The sequence below is a fragment of the Burkholderia sp. Tr-862 genome (assembly GCF_011753085.1).
Lineage (GTDB): Bacteria > Pseudomonadota > Gammaproteobacteria > Burkholderiales > Burkholderiaceae > Burkholderia > Burkholderia ambifaria.
On sequence record NZ_VWWG01000142.1, the window covers coordinates 1 to 16,288 of the forward strand.

Below are 16,288 nucleotides of genomic sequence, written 5' to 3' on the forward strand. Positions count from 1 at the left end.
GGCGCGCCGCTCGCGGCACTCGCGCTCGCGAGCGACGAGAACCGCCCGCTGCGCGATTTCACGCTCGGCCAGCTCGCGGCCGGCGCCGCGTGCGATCCGTTCGCCTGCGGCGAGACGCTGCAGAAGCTGCCGGTGCCGCTGGTGCTCGGCTGGCTGCAGCGCTGGCTGTACGATCTGCTCGCGCAGCGCATGGCGGGCGCGCCGCGCTACTTTCCGATGCAGGCGGCCGCGCTCGCGCGTTGCGCGGAGGCGGTCGACGCGAACGCGTTCGCGCGCTTCATGAAGGCCGTGACGCGCCAGCGGACGGTCGAGAACCATCCGCTCAACGCCCGGCTGGTATTCGAGGAACTGTTTCTCGGTTATCGGGAAATGTTCGCGTGAGCGCGTATTGTTTCCTTCGGGTGGGGAAACGATTGCCGACGAGCGCCTGAGCGCCCGTCTTACGTATTCAGGAAACACGATGTTCGTCGATTCTCACTGCCACATCAATTTCAAGGGTCTCGCCGACCGCCTGCCGGCCGTGCTGGAGAACATGCGCGAGCACGACGTCACGCACGCGCTGTGCGTGTCGGTCGACTTCGAGACGCTGCCCGACGTGCTCGCGATCGCGCAGGCGCACGACAACGTCTATGCGTCGGTCGGCGTGCATCCCGATCACGAGGACGCACGGGAGCCGACGCTCGCGGAACTGATCGAGCTGGCCGCGCACCCGAAGGTCGTCGCGATCGGCGAGACGGGCCTCGACTACTACCGCCTCGAGGGCCGCTCGATCGCCGACATGGAATGGCAGCGCGAACGCTTTCGCACGCATATCCGCGCGGCGACCGCGACGATGAAGCCGCTGATCATCCATACGCGCTCGTCGTCGGAAGACACGCTGCGGATCATGGCCGAGGAGCGCGCGGACGTGCCGGGCGGCGTGATGCACTGCTTCACCGAGCCGTGGCCCGTCGCCGAGCAGGCGCTCGCGCAGAACTTTCATATCTCGCTGTCGGGCATCGTCACGTTCAAGAACGCGACCGACGTGCAGGACGTCGCGCGGCGCGTGCCGCTCGAGCGGCTGCTGATCGAAACCGACTCGCCGTACCTCGCGCCGGTGCCGTATCGCGGCAAGCCGAATGAACCTGCGTACGTCAGCCATGTCGGACGTTTTATCGCATCCGAGCGCGGGATCGCCGTCGAGGCGCTGGCCGATGCGACGACGCAGAACTTTTTCCGGCTGTTCAAGATCGCCCGCTCATGACGCGCGGCCAGCCGACAACCCAGGGAAGGAGCCCACAACAATGATGAAGCCGACCACATACCTGCCCAAGCGCGCCCTCGTCACCGCCGCGCTCGTCGCGAGCGGCCTGTTTGCCGTCGCCGGCGCGCATGCCGAGTCGCTCGACGCGATCGTCAAGGCGGTCAAGTTCGACGACATCGACGACATCGGCAAGCAGCTGAAGAGCGGCAAGCTCGATCCGAACACGCTCGCGCCGAACGGCGACCCGATCCTCGTGATCGCCGCGCGCGAGAAATCCGACAAGGTCGCCGCCGCGATCGCCACGACGCCGAACGTCGACCTCGAGAAGGAAGACAAGGCCGGCGAGAACGCGCTGATGCTCGCGTCGCTGAACGGTGATGTCGGCCTCGTCAAGCTGCTGATCGACAAGGGCGCGGAAGTCAGCAAGAAGGGCTGGGCGCCGCTGCACTACGCGGCCACCAACGGCCAGGACGCGGTCGTCAAGGTTCTGCTCGACCACGACGCGTATATCGACACGGCGTCGCCGAACGGCACGACGCCGCTGATGATGGCCGCCCGCGGCAACCATGCGACGACGGTCAATCTGCTGCTCGACCAGGGCGCCGATCCGCAGGTGAAGAACCAGCTCGGCATCACCGCGCTCGAGTTCGCGAAGCACTACAAGGCGCCGGACGCGATCGATATCCTGAGCAAGCGGACGGTGCGTGTCGGCGCATCGGCGCCGGCGGATGCCCAAAAGAGTGCAAAATGACGGTTTCGGCGCGGCGGCAGGGCGCGCCCGCCCGGCCGGAACCCGGCCGGCAGCGGGTGTCCGGCCGCCGCGCCGGTCAGCGCAGCGAGCGGCCTGGGGGCCGCATTGACATAAGGAACACCATGTTGCGGGCTATGTTTTGTGCCGCGGCGTTTGCCGTGCCGTTGTCGGCGGCGGCTTTCACGGGCGCGGATCTCGACCGGCTGTGCGCGAAGACGGACGTCAAGTCGCGGGCGTCGTGCGCGGCCTACATCGAAGGCGCCGCCGACGGCGTCTACAACACCATCGACGCGATCGGCGGCACCACCGGGCCGCGCGTCGGGCAGTATTTCTGCCTGCCGCCCGACATCCGGGCGCAGCAGATGACCGACGCGGTGCGCAAGTACATCGCGGAGAACCCGAAGCTGGCCGACTACAACGCGAGCACCGCGGTGTCGCTCGGTCTCGGCAAGGCGTTCCCCTGCAGGGGCGGCAGTTGATCTGACGCCGGATCCGGGCGCGCATGCGGCCCGGACGTCGCCGACGCATCCAGGACGAGGCCGCCGCGCCTCATAACCGAAGCATCCCGGGCGCCGATGATTTCAATCGAGGAACTGCAGCGCATCGCCGATGCGCCGTTGCATTCATGGCTCGGCACGCTGATCGTGTCGGTCATCGTCGTGCTTGTCGTGTTGATCGTGCATCGTCTCGGTGCACGCGTCGTCAAGCGCATCGCGCAGCCGTATCCGCTGATGAGCGTGATCCTGCGCTACATCGACAAATCGTCGCTCGTCACGCTCGCGCTGCTCGCGCTCGAGTTCGTGTGGATCCAGGCGGACGAGGGCATGTCGTTCGTGCGCGGAATGCGCACCGCGGCCGCGGTCGGCTCGATCGTGTCGCTGACCTGGCTGCTGGTGCGGCTCGCGGCCGGCGTCGGCGACGCGATCATCCAGGCCCATCCGATGGATACGGCCGACAACCTCCACGCGCGGCGCATCCACACGCAGGCCAAGGTGCTCGTGCGGACCGTCATGGTGCTGATCCTGATCATCGGCGCGGGCGCCGCGCTGATGACGTTCCCGAACGTGCGCCAGATCGGCGCGAGCCTGCTGGCGTCGGCCGGCGTCGCCGGCCTGGTCGCCGGTATCGCCGCGCGGCCGGTGCTCGGCAACCTGATCGCCGGCCTGCAGATCGCGCTCACGCAGCCGATCCGGCTCGACGACGTCGTCGTGATCCAGGGCGAGTGGGGCCGCATCGAGGAAATCACCGGTTCGTTCGTGTCGGTGCGGCTGTGGGACCAGCGGCGCCTCGTCGTGCCGCTGCAGTGGATCATCGAGAATCCGTTCACGAACTGGACGCGCAGCAGCGCGGAAATCATCGGCACGGTTTACCTGTCGGTCGACTACCGGACGCCGCTCGCGCCGTTGCGCGAGGAACTCGCGCGGCTGGTCCAGGCGGCGCCCGAGTGGGACGGGCGCGTACAGGTGCTGCAGGTGACCGACGCGACCGAGCGCGCGATGCAGTTGCGCGCGCTCGTCAGCGCGGTCGATTCGTCGTCGTGCTGGGACCTGCGCTGCCGCGTGCGCGAGGGGTTGATCGCGTACCTGCAGGCGCGTTTTCCGCAATGCCTGCCGCGCAGCCGGATGGAACTGTATCCGCACGATTCCGCGCCGGACGCGCCGAATCCCGACCGGCCGCATGCGCGGCAGCCCGCCGCCAGCACGGCGGCCAACACCGCCGCCGATCCGCAGGCCGTCGAAGGCCGCTGAACGTGGCCCGCCCTCCGTCACCATGACCGCGCTGAACACGCTCGCCATCGCCAATTACCGCTCGCTGCGTGAGCTGATCGTGCCGCTTGCGGCGCTCAACGTCGTCACCGGGCCGAACGGCAGCGGCAAGTCGAGCGTGTACCGCGCGCTGCGCCTGCTCGCCGACACCGCGCAGGGCCGCGTGATCCCGTCGCTCGCGCGCGAGGGCGGATTGCCGTCGACGCTGTGGGCCGGCCCCGAGCGCTTCTCGCGTGCGATGCTGGCCGGCGACGAGCCGGTGACGGGCACGGTGCGCAAGGGGCCCGTGAGCCTGAGGCTCGGCTTCGCGTGCAACGATTTCGGCTATTCGATCGATCTCGGCCTGCCGGTCCCGAGCCATTCGCAGTTCGCGCTCGATCCGGTGGTCAAGCGTGAATGCATCTGGGGCGGCGCGCTGCCGCGCCCGTCGACGCTGCTGGTCGACCGGCAGGGTGCGCAGATCCGCACGCGCACCGCGTCGGGCGACTGGCGGACGGTTCCACAGCCGGTCGCGAGCTTCGACAGCATGATGACCGAGTTCGCCGATCCGATCGGCGCGCCGGAGATGATCGCGGTGCGCGAGCGGATCCGCTCGTGGCGCTTCTACGATCATTTCCGGACCGACGCGCAGGCGCCGGCCCGGCAGTCGCATATCGGCACCCATACGCCGGTGCTGGCGGACGACGGCGCCGATCTGGCCGCCGCGCTGCAGACGATTCGCGAAATCGGCGACGGCGCGGCACTCGATGCGGCGATCGACGACGCGTTTCCCGGCGCGTCGGTCGAGATCGACAATCCGGGCGGCCGCGGCCGCTTCGACGTGCTGATGCGCCAGCCGGGGCTGTTGCGGCCACTCGCCGCCGCCGAACTGTCCGACGGCACGCTGCGCTACCTGCTGCTCGCGGCCGCGCTGCTGACGCCGCGGCCGCCAGCGCTGATGGTGCTGAACGAACCGGAGACGAGCCTGCATCCCGATCTGCTGCCGGCGCTTGGCCGCCTGATCGCGCAGGCCGCGCAGCGTTCGCAGGTGCTGGTCGTGTCGCATGCGGCGCGGCTCATCGCGACGCTCGAGCGAGAAGCCGGCTGCGAATCGCTGGTGCTCGACAAGCAGCTGGGCGCGACCGCGCTCGTGGATGCCGACACGCGCGACTTGCCGGCATGGAAGTGGCCGTCGCGTTGACCGGCATGGCGGCGTGCGTTCGATGATGATTTTTGCCCCATGAAGGGCCCCGGCTGCGCCGCTCCCGAACGCGCGGGCGCGACGCGGCGGAATGTATCCGGTCTGTAACAACACCCATAAAATGAAAGACGGACGGTTCCCTGTATCGGGATCGCGAATAATAATGAGATATTCGGCTGGCGCCATGCCGGCCGGCGCCGCATGAAAGCGGGGCGGGCGCGACTGCGCAAACGCCTGCCGGCCGTGCGGCAACGGACAGGACACAGGAGACGTGGACCATGAGAATTGCCCAGATCGCCCCGCTGACCGAATCGGTGCCGCCGAAGCTGTACGGCGGCACGGAGCGCGTCGTGTCCTACATCACCGAGGCGCTCGTCGATCTCGGTCATGATGTGACGCTGTTCGCCAGCGGCGATTCGACGACCCGGGCGAAGCTCGAACCCGTGTGGCCGCGCGCGTTGCGGCTCGATTCGTCGATCCGCGACCGGGTCGCCCCGCACATGCTGCTGATGGAGACGGTCGCGCGCCGCGCGAAGGACTTCGACGTGCTCCATTTCCACATGGACTACTACTCGTTCTCGGTCTTCAACCGGCAGGAAACGCCGTACATGACGACGCTGCACGGCCGGCTCGACCTGCCCGAGCAGCAGCCGGTGTTCGACACGTTCAACACCGCGCCCGTGATCTCGATTTCCAACTCGCAACGCCAGCCGCTGCCGCAGGCGAAGTGGCTGACGACCGTCTACCACGGGCTGCCCGAGACGATGTACATGCCGCAGCCCGTCGAGCCGCGCTATCTCGCGTTCCTGGGCCGCATCTCGCCGGAGAAGCGCGTCGACACGGCGATCCGGATTGCCCGCCAGTGCGGGTTGCCGATCCGGATCGCCGCGAAGATCGATGCGGCCGACGAGGAGTACTTCGATAACGAGATCAAGCCGCTTTTCGCGTTGCCGCACGTCGAATTCGTCGGCGAGATCGCCGATCACCAGAAGGCCGAATTCCTGTCGGGCGCGCATGCGCTGCTGTTTCCGATCGACTGGCCGGAGCCGTTCGGGCTGGTGATGATCGAGGCGATGTCGTGCGGCACGCCGGTGATCGCATTCAATCGCGGCGCGGTGCCGGAAGTGATCGACGAGGGCGTGTCGGGTTTTATCGTCGAGGATGAAATCAGCGCGGTGGCCGCCGTGAACCGGCTGCACTTGCTGCCGCGCACGCGTGTGCGGCAGCGCTTCGAGCAGCGCTTCACGTCGCGCCGCATGGCGCAGCAGTACGTCGACGTTTACCAGTCGGTGATCCGCGCGCAGAAGCGCTCGCGCTTCAAGGTGATCGACTCGACGACCTGACGCGCGACGCGGGCGGATAAAAAAACGGCGATGCCCGCAAGGACATCGCCGTTTGCGCATGGCCCGCGCACGATGCGCACGGGCATGGCGTCAGCGTCAGATCTTGAGCTTCGTGACCTTCGTGCCGTTGATCGACACGTCGCCCATCAGGCCTGCGTTCGTCAGCACGACGACCTGGACCGGTGCGGTGGCCGTGTTGGAATCGACCGCGCCGTTCGCGCCCATCTTCACGAGCGCGACCGACGCGCCGGCGCCGGCTGCCCAGCCGTCCGAGCCGCGGAATTCGTCGAGCGCTTCCTGCGTCATGAACAGGAACACGATCGCCTTCGACTGCGCGCCGGCCTGCAGGCCGACCGACAGCGACGACGTGTTGTAGTAGCCGACCGTGCTGCCGCCGACGCGCAGTGCGCCGTTGCCGGATTGGCCGCCGACGATCAAGCCGGCCTGCAGCACGTTCGGGAACACCAGCACGCCGCGCGACTTCGCGACGAGCTCACGCGAACCCTTGACCGTGGAATACATGCGCGACAGCGTGGCGTCGACGCTCGAGTCGATCGCTTGACGCTTTGATGCGTTGGTCGCGGCGTTGTCCGGCTTGTCCGGGGTGGTGGTGCAACCGGTGAGCGCGAGGCTACCGACGATGAGCGCCGCGGCGGCTTTCAGCACAAGATTCCGTTTTTGCATCGTTCTTCTCCATCGGATGACGTTCGGAGTGAGTCTCGCTCAGGGAGCGGATCACGTCGGCAGTTATATCACAGCGGATTACAGCCTCTTTTCGTTGCGAGGTGAAAAAGCGTCAAATCGTTCGGGGGTGTCGCGGCACGCCAACGGATGGCCCGACGCGCGTGCGGCGACGCGTCGCGCGCCTGGCGGTGGCAGGCGGGCAGCGGGAAAGGGAAGGTGAGGCTGCGCGTCAGTGCGTGACGGGGGGCGCCGGCGGAGCGGGCGGCTTGATCGGCGGGCGCCGCAGCGCACGGCGGATCAGTGCGATCACGACCCCGCACGCGAACAGGAACGCGGCCGGTACGACCCAGTAGCCGACGAACGCATGCCACAGATAACCGGCGAGCGTATTTCGGCGCACCGCGTATTCGTCGCGGGCCGCCTGCTGGCGAGCCGCGTTGGCGCTCAGCACGTCGGCCGGGCAGCCGGCCGCCCGTGCCGCGTCAGGATCCCCGTGACACTTCGCGGCGGCGCCGGCGGCCTGCTGCGCGTCGGTGAGCTGCCACGTGGTCAGCGCGAGCTCAAGGTCGGCCTTGTTGTACGCCATTTCCTCGCGGATCTCGCGCACGGCGACGATCGCGACGGGCACGGCCCAGAACACGATCACGATCAGCCAGCGGCGGAACCAGCGGTGTTGTCTCCATGCCATCCATGCCTCCGTTTGACGCGGCGTGCGCGTCCGGCTCGAGGGCGGCCCGATGGCGCTTCTTGTACTTGGATGGGCCGCGTTGCAGCCATCATAGAAGAAATCGCGGCGAATTGCCGCACCATGTGACGGCATTCGCACGGCGCGCCCGGAAGGCGGGGCGGAAGGGCGGCGCAACGTATCGCGGCGTCGGCGTGGCGATGCCGCCGGACGGTGCGCCGGCGCATCGGGCGGCATCGCGCGCGTCGATGCGTGTGCAACGAAAACAAAAAAGCCGCGCCCGCCGAAGCGGTGCGCGGCATTCGTGCGGGAGCGCCGGAACTCAGGCGGCCGGCTGGCTGCTCAGGCAGCTCTTCATGAACGCCTTGCGGTCGTCGCCCTTCTTGCCGGTGGCCTGCGTGTTGCATGCCTTCATCTTTTCCTGCTGCGTCATTGCCTTCGCGGGCTTGGTCGACAGGCAGTCCTTCATGAACGCCTTGCGTTCGTCGCCCGTCTTGCCTGCGGCCTGGGTGTTACAGGCCTTCATCTTGTCCTGCTGGCTGTTCGCCGCGAAAGCGGGGGAAGCCAGCATGCCGCCGAGAAGCACTGCGGCTACGAGCGATTGGATTTTCATTTCGACACTCCCATGGGGTGAATTGCGCTTTATATCGACGCCGTCACGAAGCCCGGCGCAACGGGAACAGGGTCGCATCGCGCCGCGCGCTCCGATTATGGCAAATCAATGTGAAAACACCAAAACGGCATTCGTATAACGCGGCGGGGCGCGTAGCCGTTGACGGTGCGTGCGCGCGCCGGTGATCGGGACAAACCATGACGCGGGGGCGTCGGCCCCGGCCGTACACGCGGAACCTGCCGGATGCCGGCCGCGAGCCATTACAATCGCGGCCATGAATACTCCGAACCCCGCATCCCCTTCGTCGTCGGCGGCCCTGCCGCGCATCGCTGTACTCGCCACCGGCGGCACGATCGCCGGTGCCGCGCCGGACGCCGCCAGCACGGCCGGCTACCAGGCCGGCGCGCTCGGCGTCAATTTCCTGCTCGACGCGGTGCCGGCGCTCGCGTCGGTCGCGCGCATCGACGCCGAGCAGGTCGCCAGCATCGATAGCAAGGATCTCGCGCTGTCGCTGTGGAATACGCTCGCCGCGCGCATCGACGCGCTGATGGCCGATCCGGCGATCGACGGCATCGTGATCACCCACGGTACCGACACGCTCGAGGAAACGGCGTACGCGCTGCATCTGGTCGTGACCGGCGACAAGCCGGTCGTGCTGACGGCCGCGATGCGGCCGGCCACCGCGCTGTCGTCCGACGGTCCGCTGAACCTGCTGAACGCAGTGACGGTTGCCGCCCACCCGGCCGCGCGCGGGCAGGGCGTGCTCGTCGCGTTCAACAACCGGATTCACGGCGCGCGCGACGTCGTGAAGACGAGCACCTACGCGGTCGACGCATTCCAGTCGCCGGAACTGGGCGCGCTCGGCTGGGTGCAGGACGGCCGCGTCGAATTCGCGCGCCGCGTGACGCGCGCGCGCGATGCGCAACTGGCGATCGCCGCGGCGTGGCCGCCGGTCGAAGTCGTCGCGAGCTATGCGGGCGTGACGCGCACGGCCGTCGACGCACTCGTCGCGGCCGGCGTGCGCGGCCTCGTCGTCGCGGGCACCGGCAACGGGTCGATCCATGCAACGCTGCAGGCGGCGCTCGCCGATGCGGTGAACGCCGGCGTCACGGTGGTGCGCGCGTCGCGGGTCGGCTCGGGGCACGTGATGCGCAACGGCGCGGCGAACGACGATGCACTCGGTTTCGTGAGCGCCGGATCGCTGAGCCCGTTCAAGGCACGCGTGCTGCTGATGCTGGCGCTCGCGAACGGCATTCAAGGGCGCGATGCGCTGCAACGCGCATTCGACACGCTGTGACCGGTGGCCGCCGATCGGGCGGCACGCGGCGCGCATGAAAAAAAGGCAGGCCAATGGCCTGCCTTTTTTGCGTCAGTGCTGGGCGAATGCTCAGGACTGCGGCGGAATCACGAGCTTCTGGCCCGGATAGATCCGGTCCGGGCTCGACAGCATCGGCTTGTTCGCCTCGAAGATCGCCGGGTACTTGTTCGCGTCGCCGTACACTTCCTTCGCGATCGCCGACAGCGTATCGCCCGGCTTCACGTCATGGTACTGAACTTCCGGATCGTCCGGCTGCAGATCGTCATCGTTGACGCCCGCGACGCCTTGCACGTTGCCGGCCGCGACCTTGACCTTCGCCTTCGTGTCGAGGTCGCCGACGCTGCCCGACAGCGTGACGGTGCGCGACGCGCCGTCGAACGCGACGGTCAGATTCGACGTATCGAGACCCTGCGAGCTGATGTAGTTCTTGATCGCATCGGCGGCGGTCTGGTTCGCCGCATTCGGATCTTCCGCTGCTTGCGCGTCAGCGTGACCCAGCAGTTTTTCACCCGCCTCTTTAATAAACGAAAGAAGACCCATCGCTGCACTCCCTAGGTGGTTGAAAAGAAAACGCGCCGTGAAGTGGCGAAAAAAACACCGCGCTGAGCGCGCTCACCGGAGTGAGCGCCAGGCGCGGCGGATTTCTCGAAAGGCGTGGCGAAAGTGTAGGCGTTCATCGCGACGATTGCATGAAAAATCGCACGCCTGAACGTAAAGAAATGTAATACGCGAAATCCGACAGGCGGACACCCGACGACGACGTCTGACCGACCAAGGCTTCCCCGGCGCCGCCGGGTGCCGCTGCGGACCCCACCACGCCGCTCTCAGCCCAGAGCGGCGTTTTTCGCCCCGTCGCGCATGCGGTTAGCGATGCGCGGCGGGGCGCCCCACCGTGATGCGCGCGTGTTCGCGCACCGATACGACCGGCCGCGGCCGGATCGCGAGTATGCGTCGCGCTGCGCCCGCGCGCGTTCGCCGTTGCAGCGAAACGCGCGCCGCTGCATCCGCTGCATCCGCGTCATGCGGCCGGCGTCTGGCCGATTTCGAAGTTCGACATGATCTCGAGTGCACGCACCAGTGCCGAGTGATCCCATGCCTTGCCGCCGTGGGATGCGCACACGCTGAACAGTTGCTGCGCGCTCGCCGTGTGCGGCAGCGCGAGGCCGAGCTTGCGTGCGCCGTCGAGCGCGAGGTTCAGGTCCTTCTGATGCAGCTCGATGCGAAAGCCCGGATCGAACGTGCGCTTCGTCATGCGCGCGCCGTGCACTTCGAGGATCCGCGACGCGGCGAAGCCGCCCATCAGCGCCTGGCGCACGCGCTCCGGATCGGCGCCCGAGCGCGCGGCGAACAGCAGCGCTTCGCCGACCGCTTCGATGTTCAGCGCGACGATGATCTGGTTCGCGACCTTGCAGGTCTGGCCCGCGCCGTTGTCGCCGACGAGCGTGATGTTCTTGCCCATTTTCTCGAACAGCGGCTTCGCGCGCTCGAAGGCCTGCTCCGGGCCGCCGACCATGATCGTGAGCGTCGCTTCGCGGGCACCGACTTCGCCGCCGGAAACCGGCGCGTCGAGATAGTCGCAGCCGAGGGCGTTGATCTGCTTCGCGAATTGCTGCGTGTCGAGCGGCGAGATCGAGCTCATGTCGATCACGAGCTTGCCGGCCGTCAGGCCCTTCGCGACGCCGTCGTCGGCGAACAGCACGTTACGCACGTCGGGCGTATCCGGCACCATCGAGATGATGATGTCCGCGTTCCGCGCGACTTCGGTCGAGTTCGCGACCACCTTCGCGCTCGCGCGCAGGTCGTCCGGCACCGGGAACGCGCCGTTCACGACGAGCTGATGATCGCCCTTGAGCAGGTTGCGCGCCATGTGCGCGCCCATGATGCCGAGGCCGATGAATCCGATGGTTGCCATGTGAAAGTCTCCTATAGGGGCGTAGGTGGGAAGGGCGGATCTCAGGCGGCGCGACGCGCCGAGCCCGGTGCGCAGCCGGCGACGCTTTGCAGCCAGCCGAGGCCTTCCGTCGTGGTGGTGCGGGGCTTGTATTCGCAGCCGACGTAGCCGGCATAGCCGAGCCGGTCGAGCAGCGCGAACAGGAACGCGTAGTTGATCTCGCCCGTGCCCGGCTCGTTGCGGCCCGGGTTGTCCGCGAGCTGGACGTGGCCGATCGACGCGAGGTTGCGTTCGATCGTCGCGGCCAGTTCGCCTTCCATGCGCTGCATGTGATAGATGTCGTACTGCAGGAACAGGTTGTCCGAGCCGACCGCGCGGATCACGTCGAGCCCTTCGGACGAGCGGTTCAGCGCGAAGCCCGGGATGTCGAAGCTGTTGCACGGCTCGACCAGCAGGCGGATGCCTTCGCGCTTGAGCGCATCGGCGGCGAAGCGCAGGTTGTCGACGATCGTGACGAAGGTCTTGTCGCGCGCCGTGCTCGCCGACGGGATGCCGACGAGGCAGTTCAGCTGCGGCACCTTCAGCGCCTTCGCGTACTCGATCGCACGGCCGACACCTTCCTGGAACTCGCCGACGCGATCGGGCAGGCATGCGATGCCGCGCTCGCCCTGGTCCCAGTTGCCGGCGGGCAGGTTGTGCAGCACGAGGCGCAGGCGGTGCGTCTCGAGCCGCTCGGCGAGTTCCTCTTTCGCGTACGGGTACGGGAACAGGAACTCGACGGCGTCGAAGCCCGCGTCCGCGGCCGCCTTGAAGCGGTCGAGGAACGGCACTTCGTTGAACAGCATGGTCAGGTTTGCAGCAAACTTCGGCATGAGCTAAGCCTCTTCGGTCGGTCAGTCAAAAAATGGCGTGCGGATCAGTCGAGCATCGAGATCGCGGTCGGCGCGTGCTCGGCCTTCTCGGCGAGTTCCTCGAACTCGTTGATCGCGTCGATTTCGGTGCCCATCGAGATGTTCGTCACGCGCTCGAGGATCACTTCGACGACGACCGGCACGCTGAACTCCTGCGCGAGCGCCTGCGCCTGCTTCAGTGCCGGCTCGATCTCTTCCGGCTTGGACACGCGCAGCGCCTTGCAGCCGAGGCCTTCGGCGACCGCCACGTGATCGACGCCATAGCCGTTCAGCTCCGGCGCGTTGACGTTGTCGAACGCGAGCTGCACGCAGTAGTCCATGTCGAACGCGCGCTGGGCCTGGCGGATCAGGCCGAGGTACGAGTTGTTCACCACCACGTGCACGTACGGCAGCTTGAATTGCGCGCCGGCGGCCAGCTCCTCGATCATGAACTGGAAGTCATAGTCGCCGGACAGCGCGACGATCGGGCGGGTCGGATCGGCCGCACGCACGCCGAGCGCGGCGGGGATCGTCCAGCCGAGCGGGCCTGCCTGGCCGCAGTTGATCCAGTTGCGTGCCTTGAACACGTGCAGGAACTGCGCGGCGGCGATCTGCGACAGGCCGATCGTGCTGACGTAGCACGTATCGCGGCCGAACACCTTGTTCATCTCTTCGTACACGCGCTGCGGCTTGACCGGCACGTTGTCGAAGTGGGTCTTGCGCTGCAGCGTGCGCTTGCGCGCCTGGCACTCGGACACCCACGCGCTACGGTCCTTCAGCTTGCCGGCGGCCTTCCATTCCTGCGCCACCGCGACGAACAGCTCGAGCGCGGCCTTCGCATCGGACACGATGCCGAGATCCGGGCCGAACACGCGGCCGATCTGCGTCGGCTCGATGTCGACGTGCACGAACTTGCGGCCCTTCGTATAAACCTCGACGCTGCCGGTGTGGCGGTTCGCCCAGCGGTTGCCGATGCCGAGCACGAAGTCGGACGCGAGCATCGTCGCGTTGCCGTAGCGGTGCGACGTCTGCAGGCCGACCATGCCGGCCATCAGCGGGTGGTCGTCCGGAATCGCGCCCCACGACATCAGCGTCGGGATCACCGGCACGCCGATCGTTTCGGCGAACTGGACGAGCAGGTCTTCGGCCGCCGCGTTGAGCACGCCGCCGCCCGACACGATCAGCGGCTTGTCCGCGTCGTTGAGCATCGCGAGCGCCTTCTCGATCTGCGCGCGGCTCGCCGCGGGCTTGTAGACCGGCAGCGGTTCATACGTGTCGATGTCGAATTCGATTTCGGCGAGCTGCACGTCGATCGGCAGGTCGACCAGTACCGGGCCCGGACGGCCCGAGCGCATCAGGTGGAACGCCTGCTGGAACACGCGCGGCACCAGCGCGGGTTCGCGCACGGTGACGGCCCACTTGGTGACGGGCTTCGCGATCGACTCGATGTCGACGGCCTGGAAGTCTTCCTTGTACAGGCGTGCACGCGGTGCCTGGCCCGTGATCGCGAGGATCGGAATCGAGTCGGCCGATGCGGAGTACAGGCCGGTGATCATGTCGGTGCCGGCGGGGCCCGACGTGCCGATGCACACGCCGATGTTGCCCGGCGCGGCACGCGTGAAGCCTTCGGCCATGTGCGACGCGCCTTCGACGTGGCGGGCCAGTACGTGGCTGATGCCGCCCGACTGGCGCATCGCGGAATAGAACGGGTTGATTGCTGCGCCCGGCACGCCGAACGCGGTCTGGATGCCTTCCTTCTCGAGCACGAGTACGGCTGCGTCGACGGCTCTCATCTTGGCCATGAATGTCTCCTTGAATGTGTGGATCTTGCGAATCGGTCTGTTGGGAACACTTTAGGGACGCAGGAAAGGTTTGATAAGATCAGCCGAAGTCGCTTATTTCGAAACTAAAAGTATGGAATGACGGCCGGACGGGGCTTCCCGCCGGCGTCGACGCCGGGACGGAGGCAGGAGATGGATCGTTTCAAGCAGATCGAGACGTTCGTGCGGGTCGCGGACGCGGGCAGCCTCGCGGCGGCGGCGCTCGAGGAGGGCGTGTCGCCGGTGGTGCTCGGGCGGCGCATCGACGCGCTCGAGAAGCGCCTCGGCGTGAAGCTGATGTATCGCTCGACGCGGCGGCTGGTGGTCAGCGAGGAGGGCGCCGCGTTCCTCGAGCGCTGCCGCGGGCTGCTGTCCGAATGGGATCAGGCCGAGAACGAGCTGGCCGCCGGGCGGCGTGCGGTCAGCGGGCACCTGATCGTGTCCGCGCCGGCCGCGTTCGGCCGCAAGCACGTCGCGCCGCACGCACCTGGTTTCCTCGTCGACAAGCCGGAAATGCAGCTGTCGTTCAACCTGACCGATCGCGTCGTCGATCTGGTGCGCGAAGGCTACGACCTGTCGATCCGGATCGGCGGCTCGGTCGATCCGAACTTCGTCGCGGTGAAGCTCGCGTCGAACCGGCGCGTCGTGTGCGGCACGCCCGAGTATTTCCGCCGTCACGGCCGGCCGAAGTCGCTGGACGACCTGCTCAAGCACAACTGTCTCGCATTCAACCTGCAGGGCGGCCAGAACCGCGGCTGGTATTTCCAGCGCCACGGCAAGATCGTGACGATGCGGGTGGCCGGCAATCTCGACTGCAACGACGGCGAGCTGCTGCATCGCTGGGTGACCGAGAGCCTCGGGCTCGGCTGGCGCTCGACCTGGGAAATCGCCGCGCAGCTCGAGACGGGCGAACTCGAGACGGTGCTCGACGAATACGCGCTGCCGGACTACGACATCCTCGCGGTCTATCCGCAGCAGCGCTACGTGCCCGCGCGCGTGCGCTACTTCATCGACTACCTGCGCGAAGCGTATGCGCGGCCCGGCTACTGGAGCAGCACGCCGTAACGGGCGCGGCAGGTCCGGGCATTTTTTGCGCTTCACCGGCTTCATGCGGGAATAAACTCGGTGCAGCGGCGGTAAGGTCATCAAGTGCGCACGCTGCCGGTCTGTCCGGGCATCGGGCGCGAGCACGGACGCGAGACGAGCGCGGCTTCGGCCGCCGGGACCAGGGAGGCCATGTGGGGCAAGCCGGACAGGCGGTCGACGAACGGGCAGAGGACGACGCGCTCGCGCGCGGCGAGCGGTTTCGCGCGCTCGTGCTGCCGCATCTCGACGCCGCGTACAACCTCGCCCGCTGGCTGAGCGGCAACCCGGGCGACGCGGACGACGTCGTCCAGGACGCGTGCATGCGCGCGCTGCGCTTCGTCGACTCGTGCCGCGGCGACAACGCTCGGCCGTGGCTGCTGACGATCGTGCGCCACACCTGGTACACGGAGTGGCGCCGCCGCACCCACGCGCACGAGGTTGCACTGCCCGACACGCTCGACGACACGGAGGTGCCCGACGACTGGCAGCCGGCGCCGGGGGATCCGCTCGCGCAGCTGCTGCGCGGCGAGAACGTGCGGCTCGTGAACGCGGCGCTCGCGAAGCTGCCGCCCGAATACCGCGAGGTGCTGGTGCTGCGCGAGATGGAGGATTTGAGCTACCGCGAGATCGCGGCGATCGCCGACGTGCCGGTGGGCACGGTGATGTCGCGGCTCTCGCGCGGCCGGCGCCGGCTTGCCGCGCTGCTGGGCGGCACGCAGGTGCCCCCATCCGAACCCGCGCCGGGATGTGCGTCGGCAAGCGGAACCGCATCGGAGGCGATCGATGGACTGTAACGAAACGCGAGCATTGCTGGACGCGGACGTCGACCGCGAGCTGTCGGCGCCCGATGCGTTGCGCGTCCAGCGGCATGTCGAGGGGTGCGATGCGTGCCGCCGCGAACGCGAGCGGATCGTCGTGCTGGGGCGGGCCGTGCGGCAGGCCGATTATCACCGCGCGCCCGATGCGCTGCGGGCGAGCCTCCTCGCGGCGCATCGGGCGCGCGGTGATAATCGGCCTG

Annotated in this window: 17 protein-coding genes and 1 pseudogene; 11 read left to right on the plus strand and 7 right to left on the minus strand. The window is 67.7% G+C overall.

Annotated features, from left to right (window positions below; genetic code table 11):
* The 7 genes and pseudogenes from F3J14_RS27060 to F3J14_RS27090 form a co-directional block, all read left to right on the plus strand.
* Nucleotides 1-381: pseudogene (locus F3J14_RS27060) on the plus strand (DNA polymerase III subunit delta'); the annotation flags it as partial.
* A gap of 79 nt (nucleotides 382-460) precedes the next feature.
* Entirely contained in the window at nucleotides 461-1,243 is a 783-nt protein-coding gene (locus tag F3J14_RS27065; protein WP_105785567.1) for a TatD family hydrolase, read from the plus strand.
* 40 nt (nucleotides 1,244-1,283) lie between these two features.
* Entirely contained in the window at nucleotides 1,284-1,994 is a 711-nt protein-coding gene (locus F3J14_RS27070) for an ankyrin repeat domain-containing protein (RefSeq protein WP_006755339.1), read from the plus strand.
* Between the two features lie 122 nt (nucleotides 1,995-2,116).
* A complete protein-coding gene (locus tag F3J14_RS27075) occupies nucleotides 2,117-2,473 on the plus strand; it encodes a Rap1a/Tai family immunity protein (protein WP_006755340.1) in 357 nt (118 codons plus the stop codon).
* A gap of 96 nt (nucleotides 2,474-2,569) precedes the next feature.
* Nucleotides 2,570-3,742, plus strand: coding sequence for a mechanosensitive ion channel domain-containing protein (locus F3J14_RS27080; protein ID WP_166725581.1), 1,173 nt, complete (start codon nucleotides 2,570-2,572; stop codon nucleotides 3,740-3,742).
* Between the two features lie 22 nt (nucleotides 3,743-3,764).
* Complete coding sequence (locus F3J14_RS27085) at nucleotides 3,765-4,940, plus strand: AAA family ATPase (RefSeq protein WP_166725582.1); 1,176 nt, start codon at nucleotides 3,765-3,767, stop codon at nucleotides 4,938-4,940.
* 278 nt (nucleotides 4,941-5,218) lie between these two features.
* Nucleotides 5,219-6,283: a glycosyltransferase family 4 protein gene (locus tag F3J14_RS27090; protein ID WP_166725583.1), complete on the plus strand. Its 1,065-nt coding sequence runs from the start codon at nucleotides 5,219-5,221 to the stop codon at nucleotides 6,281-6,283.
* 96 nt (nucleotides 6,284-6,379) lie between these two features.
* Here the strand turns inward: F3J14_RS27090 and F3J14_RS27095 are convergent, their stop codons facing one another.
* The 3 genes from F3J14_RS27095 to F3J14_RS27105 form a co-directional block, all read right to left on the minus strand.
* A complete protein-coding gene (locus F3J14_RS27095; protein WP_006761880.1) occupies nucleotides 6,380-6,967 on the minus strand; it encodes a YSC84-related protein in 588 nt (195 codons plus the stop codon).
* A gap of 229 nt (nucleotides 6,968-7,196) precedes the next feature.
* Nucleotides 7,197-7,655 carry a hypothetical protein gene (locus F3J14_RS27100; RefSeq protein WP_166725584.1) on the minus strand — a complete coding sequence of 153 codons (459 nt, stop codon included), beginning with the start codon at nucleotides 7,653-7,655 and terminating at the stop codon, nucleotides 7,197-7,199.
* A 319-nt stretch (nucleotides 7,656-7,974) separates the two neighbouring features.
* Nucleotides 7,975-8,265, minus strand: a complete 291-nt coding sequence (locus tag F3J14_RS27105) for a PsiF family protein (protein ID WP_006755058.1) — start codon at nucleotides 8,263-8,265, stop codon at nucleotides 7,975-7,977.
* A 274-nt stretch (nucleotides 8,266-8,539) separates the two neighbouring features.
* On the opposite strand from F3J14_RS27105, the gene F3J14_RS27110 reads away from it, so the two are divergent.
* A complete protein-coding gene (locus tag F3J14_RS27110) occupies nucleotides 8,540-9,562 on the plus strand; it encodes an asparaginase (protein ID WP_166725585.1) in 1,023 nt (340 codons plus the stop codon).
* A gap of 90 nt (nucleotides 9,563-9,652) precedes the next feature.
* Here F3J14_RS27110 and lysM read toward each other — a convergent pair whose 3' ends face one another.
* The 4 genes from lysM to gcl form a co-directional block, all read right to left on the minus strand.
* Nucleotides 9,653-10,123: a peptidoglycan-binding protein LysM gene (gene lysM, locus F3J14_RS27115; RefSeq protein WP_166725586.1), complete on the minus strand. Its 471-nt coding sequence runs from the start codon at nucleotides 10,121-10,123 to the stop codon at nucleotides 9,653-9,655.
* Nucleotides 10,124-10,601: 478 nt separating this feature from the next.
* Complete coding sequence (locus F3J14_RS27120) at nucleotides 10,602-11,633, minus strand: 2-hydroxy-3-oxopropionate reductase (RefSeq protein WP_348772019.1); 1,032 nt, start codon at nucleotides 11,631-11,633, stop codon at nucleotides 10,602-10,604.
* Nucleotides 11,537-12,346, minus strand: coding sequence for a hydroxypyruvate isomerase (gene hyi, locus F3J14_RS27125; protein ID WP_011657073.1), 810 nt, complete (start codon nucleotides 12,344-12,346; stop codon nucleotides 11,537-11,539). The genes F3J14_RS27120 and hyi overlap by 97 nt, the downstream gene beginning before the upstream one ends.
* Before the next feature lie 44 nt (nucleotides 12,347-12,390).
* Nucleotides 12,391-14,166: a glyoxylate carboligase gene (gcl, locus tag F3J14_RS27130; RefSeq protein ID WP_126228012.1), complete on the minus strand. Its 1,776-nt coding sequence runs from the start codon at nucleotides 14,164-14,166 to the stop codon at nucleotides 12,391-12,393.
* Nucleotides 14,167-14,337: 171 nt separating this feature from the next.
* Here gcl and F3J14_RS27135 point away from each other — a divergent pair, with 171 nt between their 5' ends.
* The 3 genes from F3J14_RS27135 to F3J14_RS27145 all read left to right on the plus strand — a co-directional run.
* Nucleotides 14,338-15,249, plus strand: a complete 912-nt coding sequence (locus F3J14_RS27135) for a LysR family transcriptional regulator (protein WP_166725587.1) — start codon at nucleotides 14,338-14,340, stop codon at nucleotides 15,247-15,249.
* Between the two features lie 173 nt (nucleotides 15,250-15,422).
* Nucleotides 15,423-16,064 (plus strand): RNA polymerase sigma factor, encoded by a 642-nt coding sequence (locus tag F3J14_RS27140; protein WP_166725588.1) that lies wholly within the window; start codon nucleotides 15,423-15,425, stop codon nucleotides 16,062-16,064.
* On the plus strand, nucleotides 16,054-16,288 hold a 235-nt coding region (locus tag F3J14_RS27145), incomplete at its 3' end, for a zf-HC2 domain-containing protein (protein ID WP_211080392.1). The genes F3J14_RS27140 and F3J14_RS27145, both read left to right, overlap by 11 nt.

What these genes read in the sequence shown, in the direction of transcription:
- F3J14_RS27065 (WP_105785567.1), top strand. Translation starts at nt 461, where the DNA reads ATGTTCGTCGATTCTCACTGCCACATCAATTTCAAGGGTCTCGCCGAC.
- F3J14_RS27070 (WP_006755339.1), top strand. Translation starts at nt 1,284, where the DNA reads ATGATGAAGCCGACCACATACCTGCCCAAGCGCGCCCTCGTCACCGCC.
- F3J14_RS27075 (WP_006755340.1), top strand. Translation starts at nt 2,117, where the DNA reads ATGTTGCGGGCTATGTTTTGTGCCGCGGCGTTTGCCGTGCCGTTGTCG.
- F3J14_RS27080 (WP_166725581.1), top strand. Translation starts at nt 2,570, where the DNA reads ATGATTTCAATCGAGGAACTGCAGCGCATCGCCGATGCGCCGTTGCAT.
- F3J14_RS27085 (WP_166725582.1), top strand. Translation starts at nt 3,765, where the DNA reads ATGACCGCGCTGAACACGCTCGCCATCGCCAATTACCGCTCGCTGCGT.
- F3J14_RS27090 (WP_166725583.1), top strand. Translation starts at nt 5,219, where the DNA reads ATGAGAATTGCCCAGATCGCCCCGCTGACCGAATCGGTGCCGCCGAAG.
- F3J14_RS27095 (WP_006761880.1), bottom strand. Translation starts at nt 6,967, where the DNA reads ATGCAAAAACGGAATCTTGTGCTGAAAGCCGCCGCGGCGCTCATCGTC.
- F3J14_RS27100 (WP_166725584.1), bottom strand. Translation starts at nt 7,655, where the DNA reads ATGGCATGGAGACAACACCGCTGGTTCCGCCGCTGGCTGATCGTGATC.
- F3J14_RS27105 (WP_006755058.1), bottom strand. Translation starts at nt 8,265, where the DNA reads ATGAAAATCCAATCGCTCGTAGCCGCAGTGCTTCTCGGCGGCATGCTG.
- F3J14_RS27110 (WP_166725585.1), top strand. Translation starts at nt 8,540, where the DNA reads ATGAATACTCCGAACCCCGCATCCCCTTCGTCGTCGGCGGCCCTGCCG.
- lysM (WP_166725586.1), bottom strand. Translation starts at nt 10,123, where the DNA reads ATGGGTCTTCTTTCGTTTATTAAAGAGGCGGGTGAAAAACTGCTGGGT.
- hyi (WP_011657073.1), bottom strand. Translation starts at nt 12,346, where the DNA reads ATGCCGAAGTTTGCTGCAAACCTGACCATGCTGTTCAACGAAGTGCCG.
- gcl (WP_126228012.1), bottom strand. Translation starts at nt 14,166, where the DNA reads ATGGCCAAGATGAGAGCCGTCGACGCAGCCGTACTCGTGCTCGAGAAG.
- F3J14_RS27135 (WP_166725587.1), top strand. Translation starts at nt 14,338, where the DNA reads ATGGATCGTTTCAAGCAGATCGAGACGTTCGTGCGGGTCGCGGACGCG.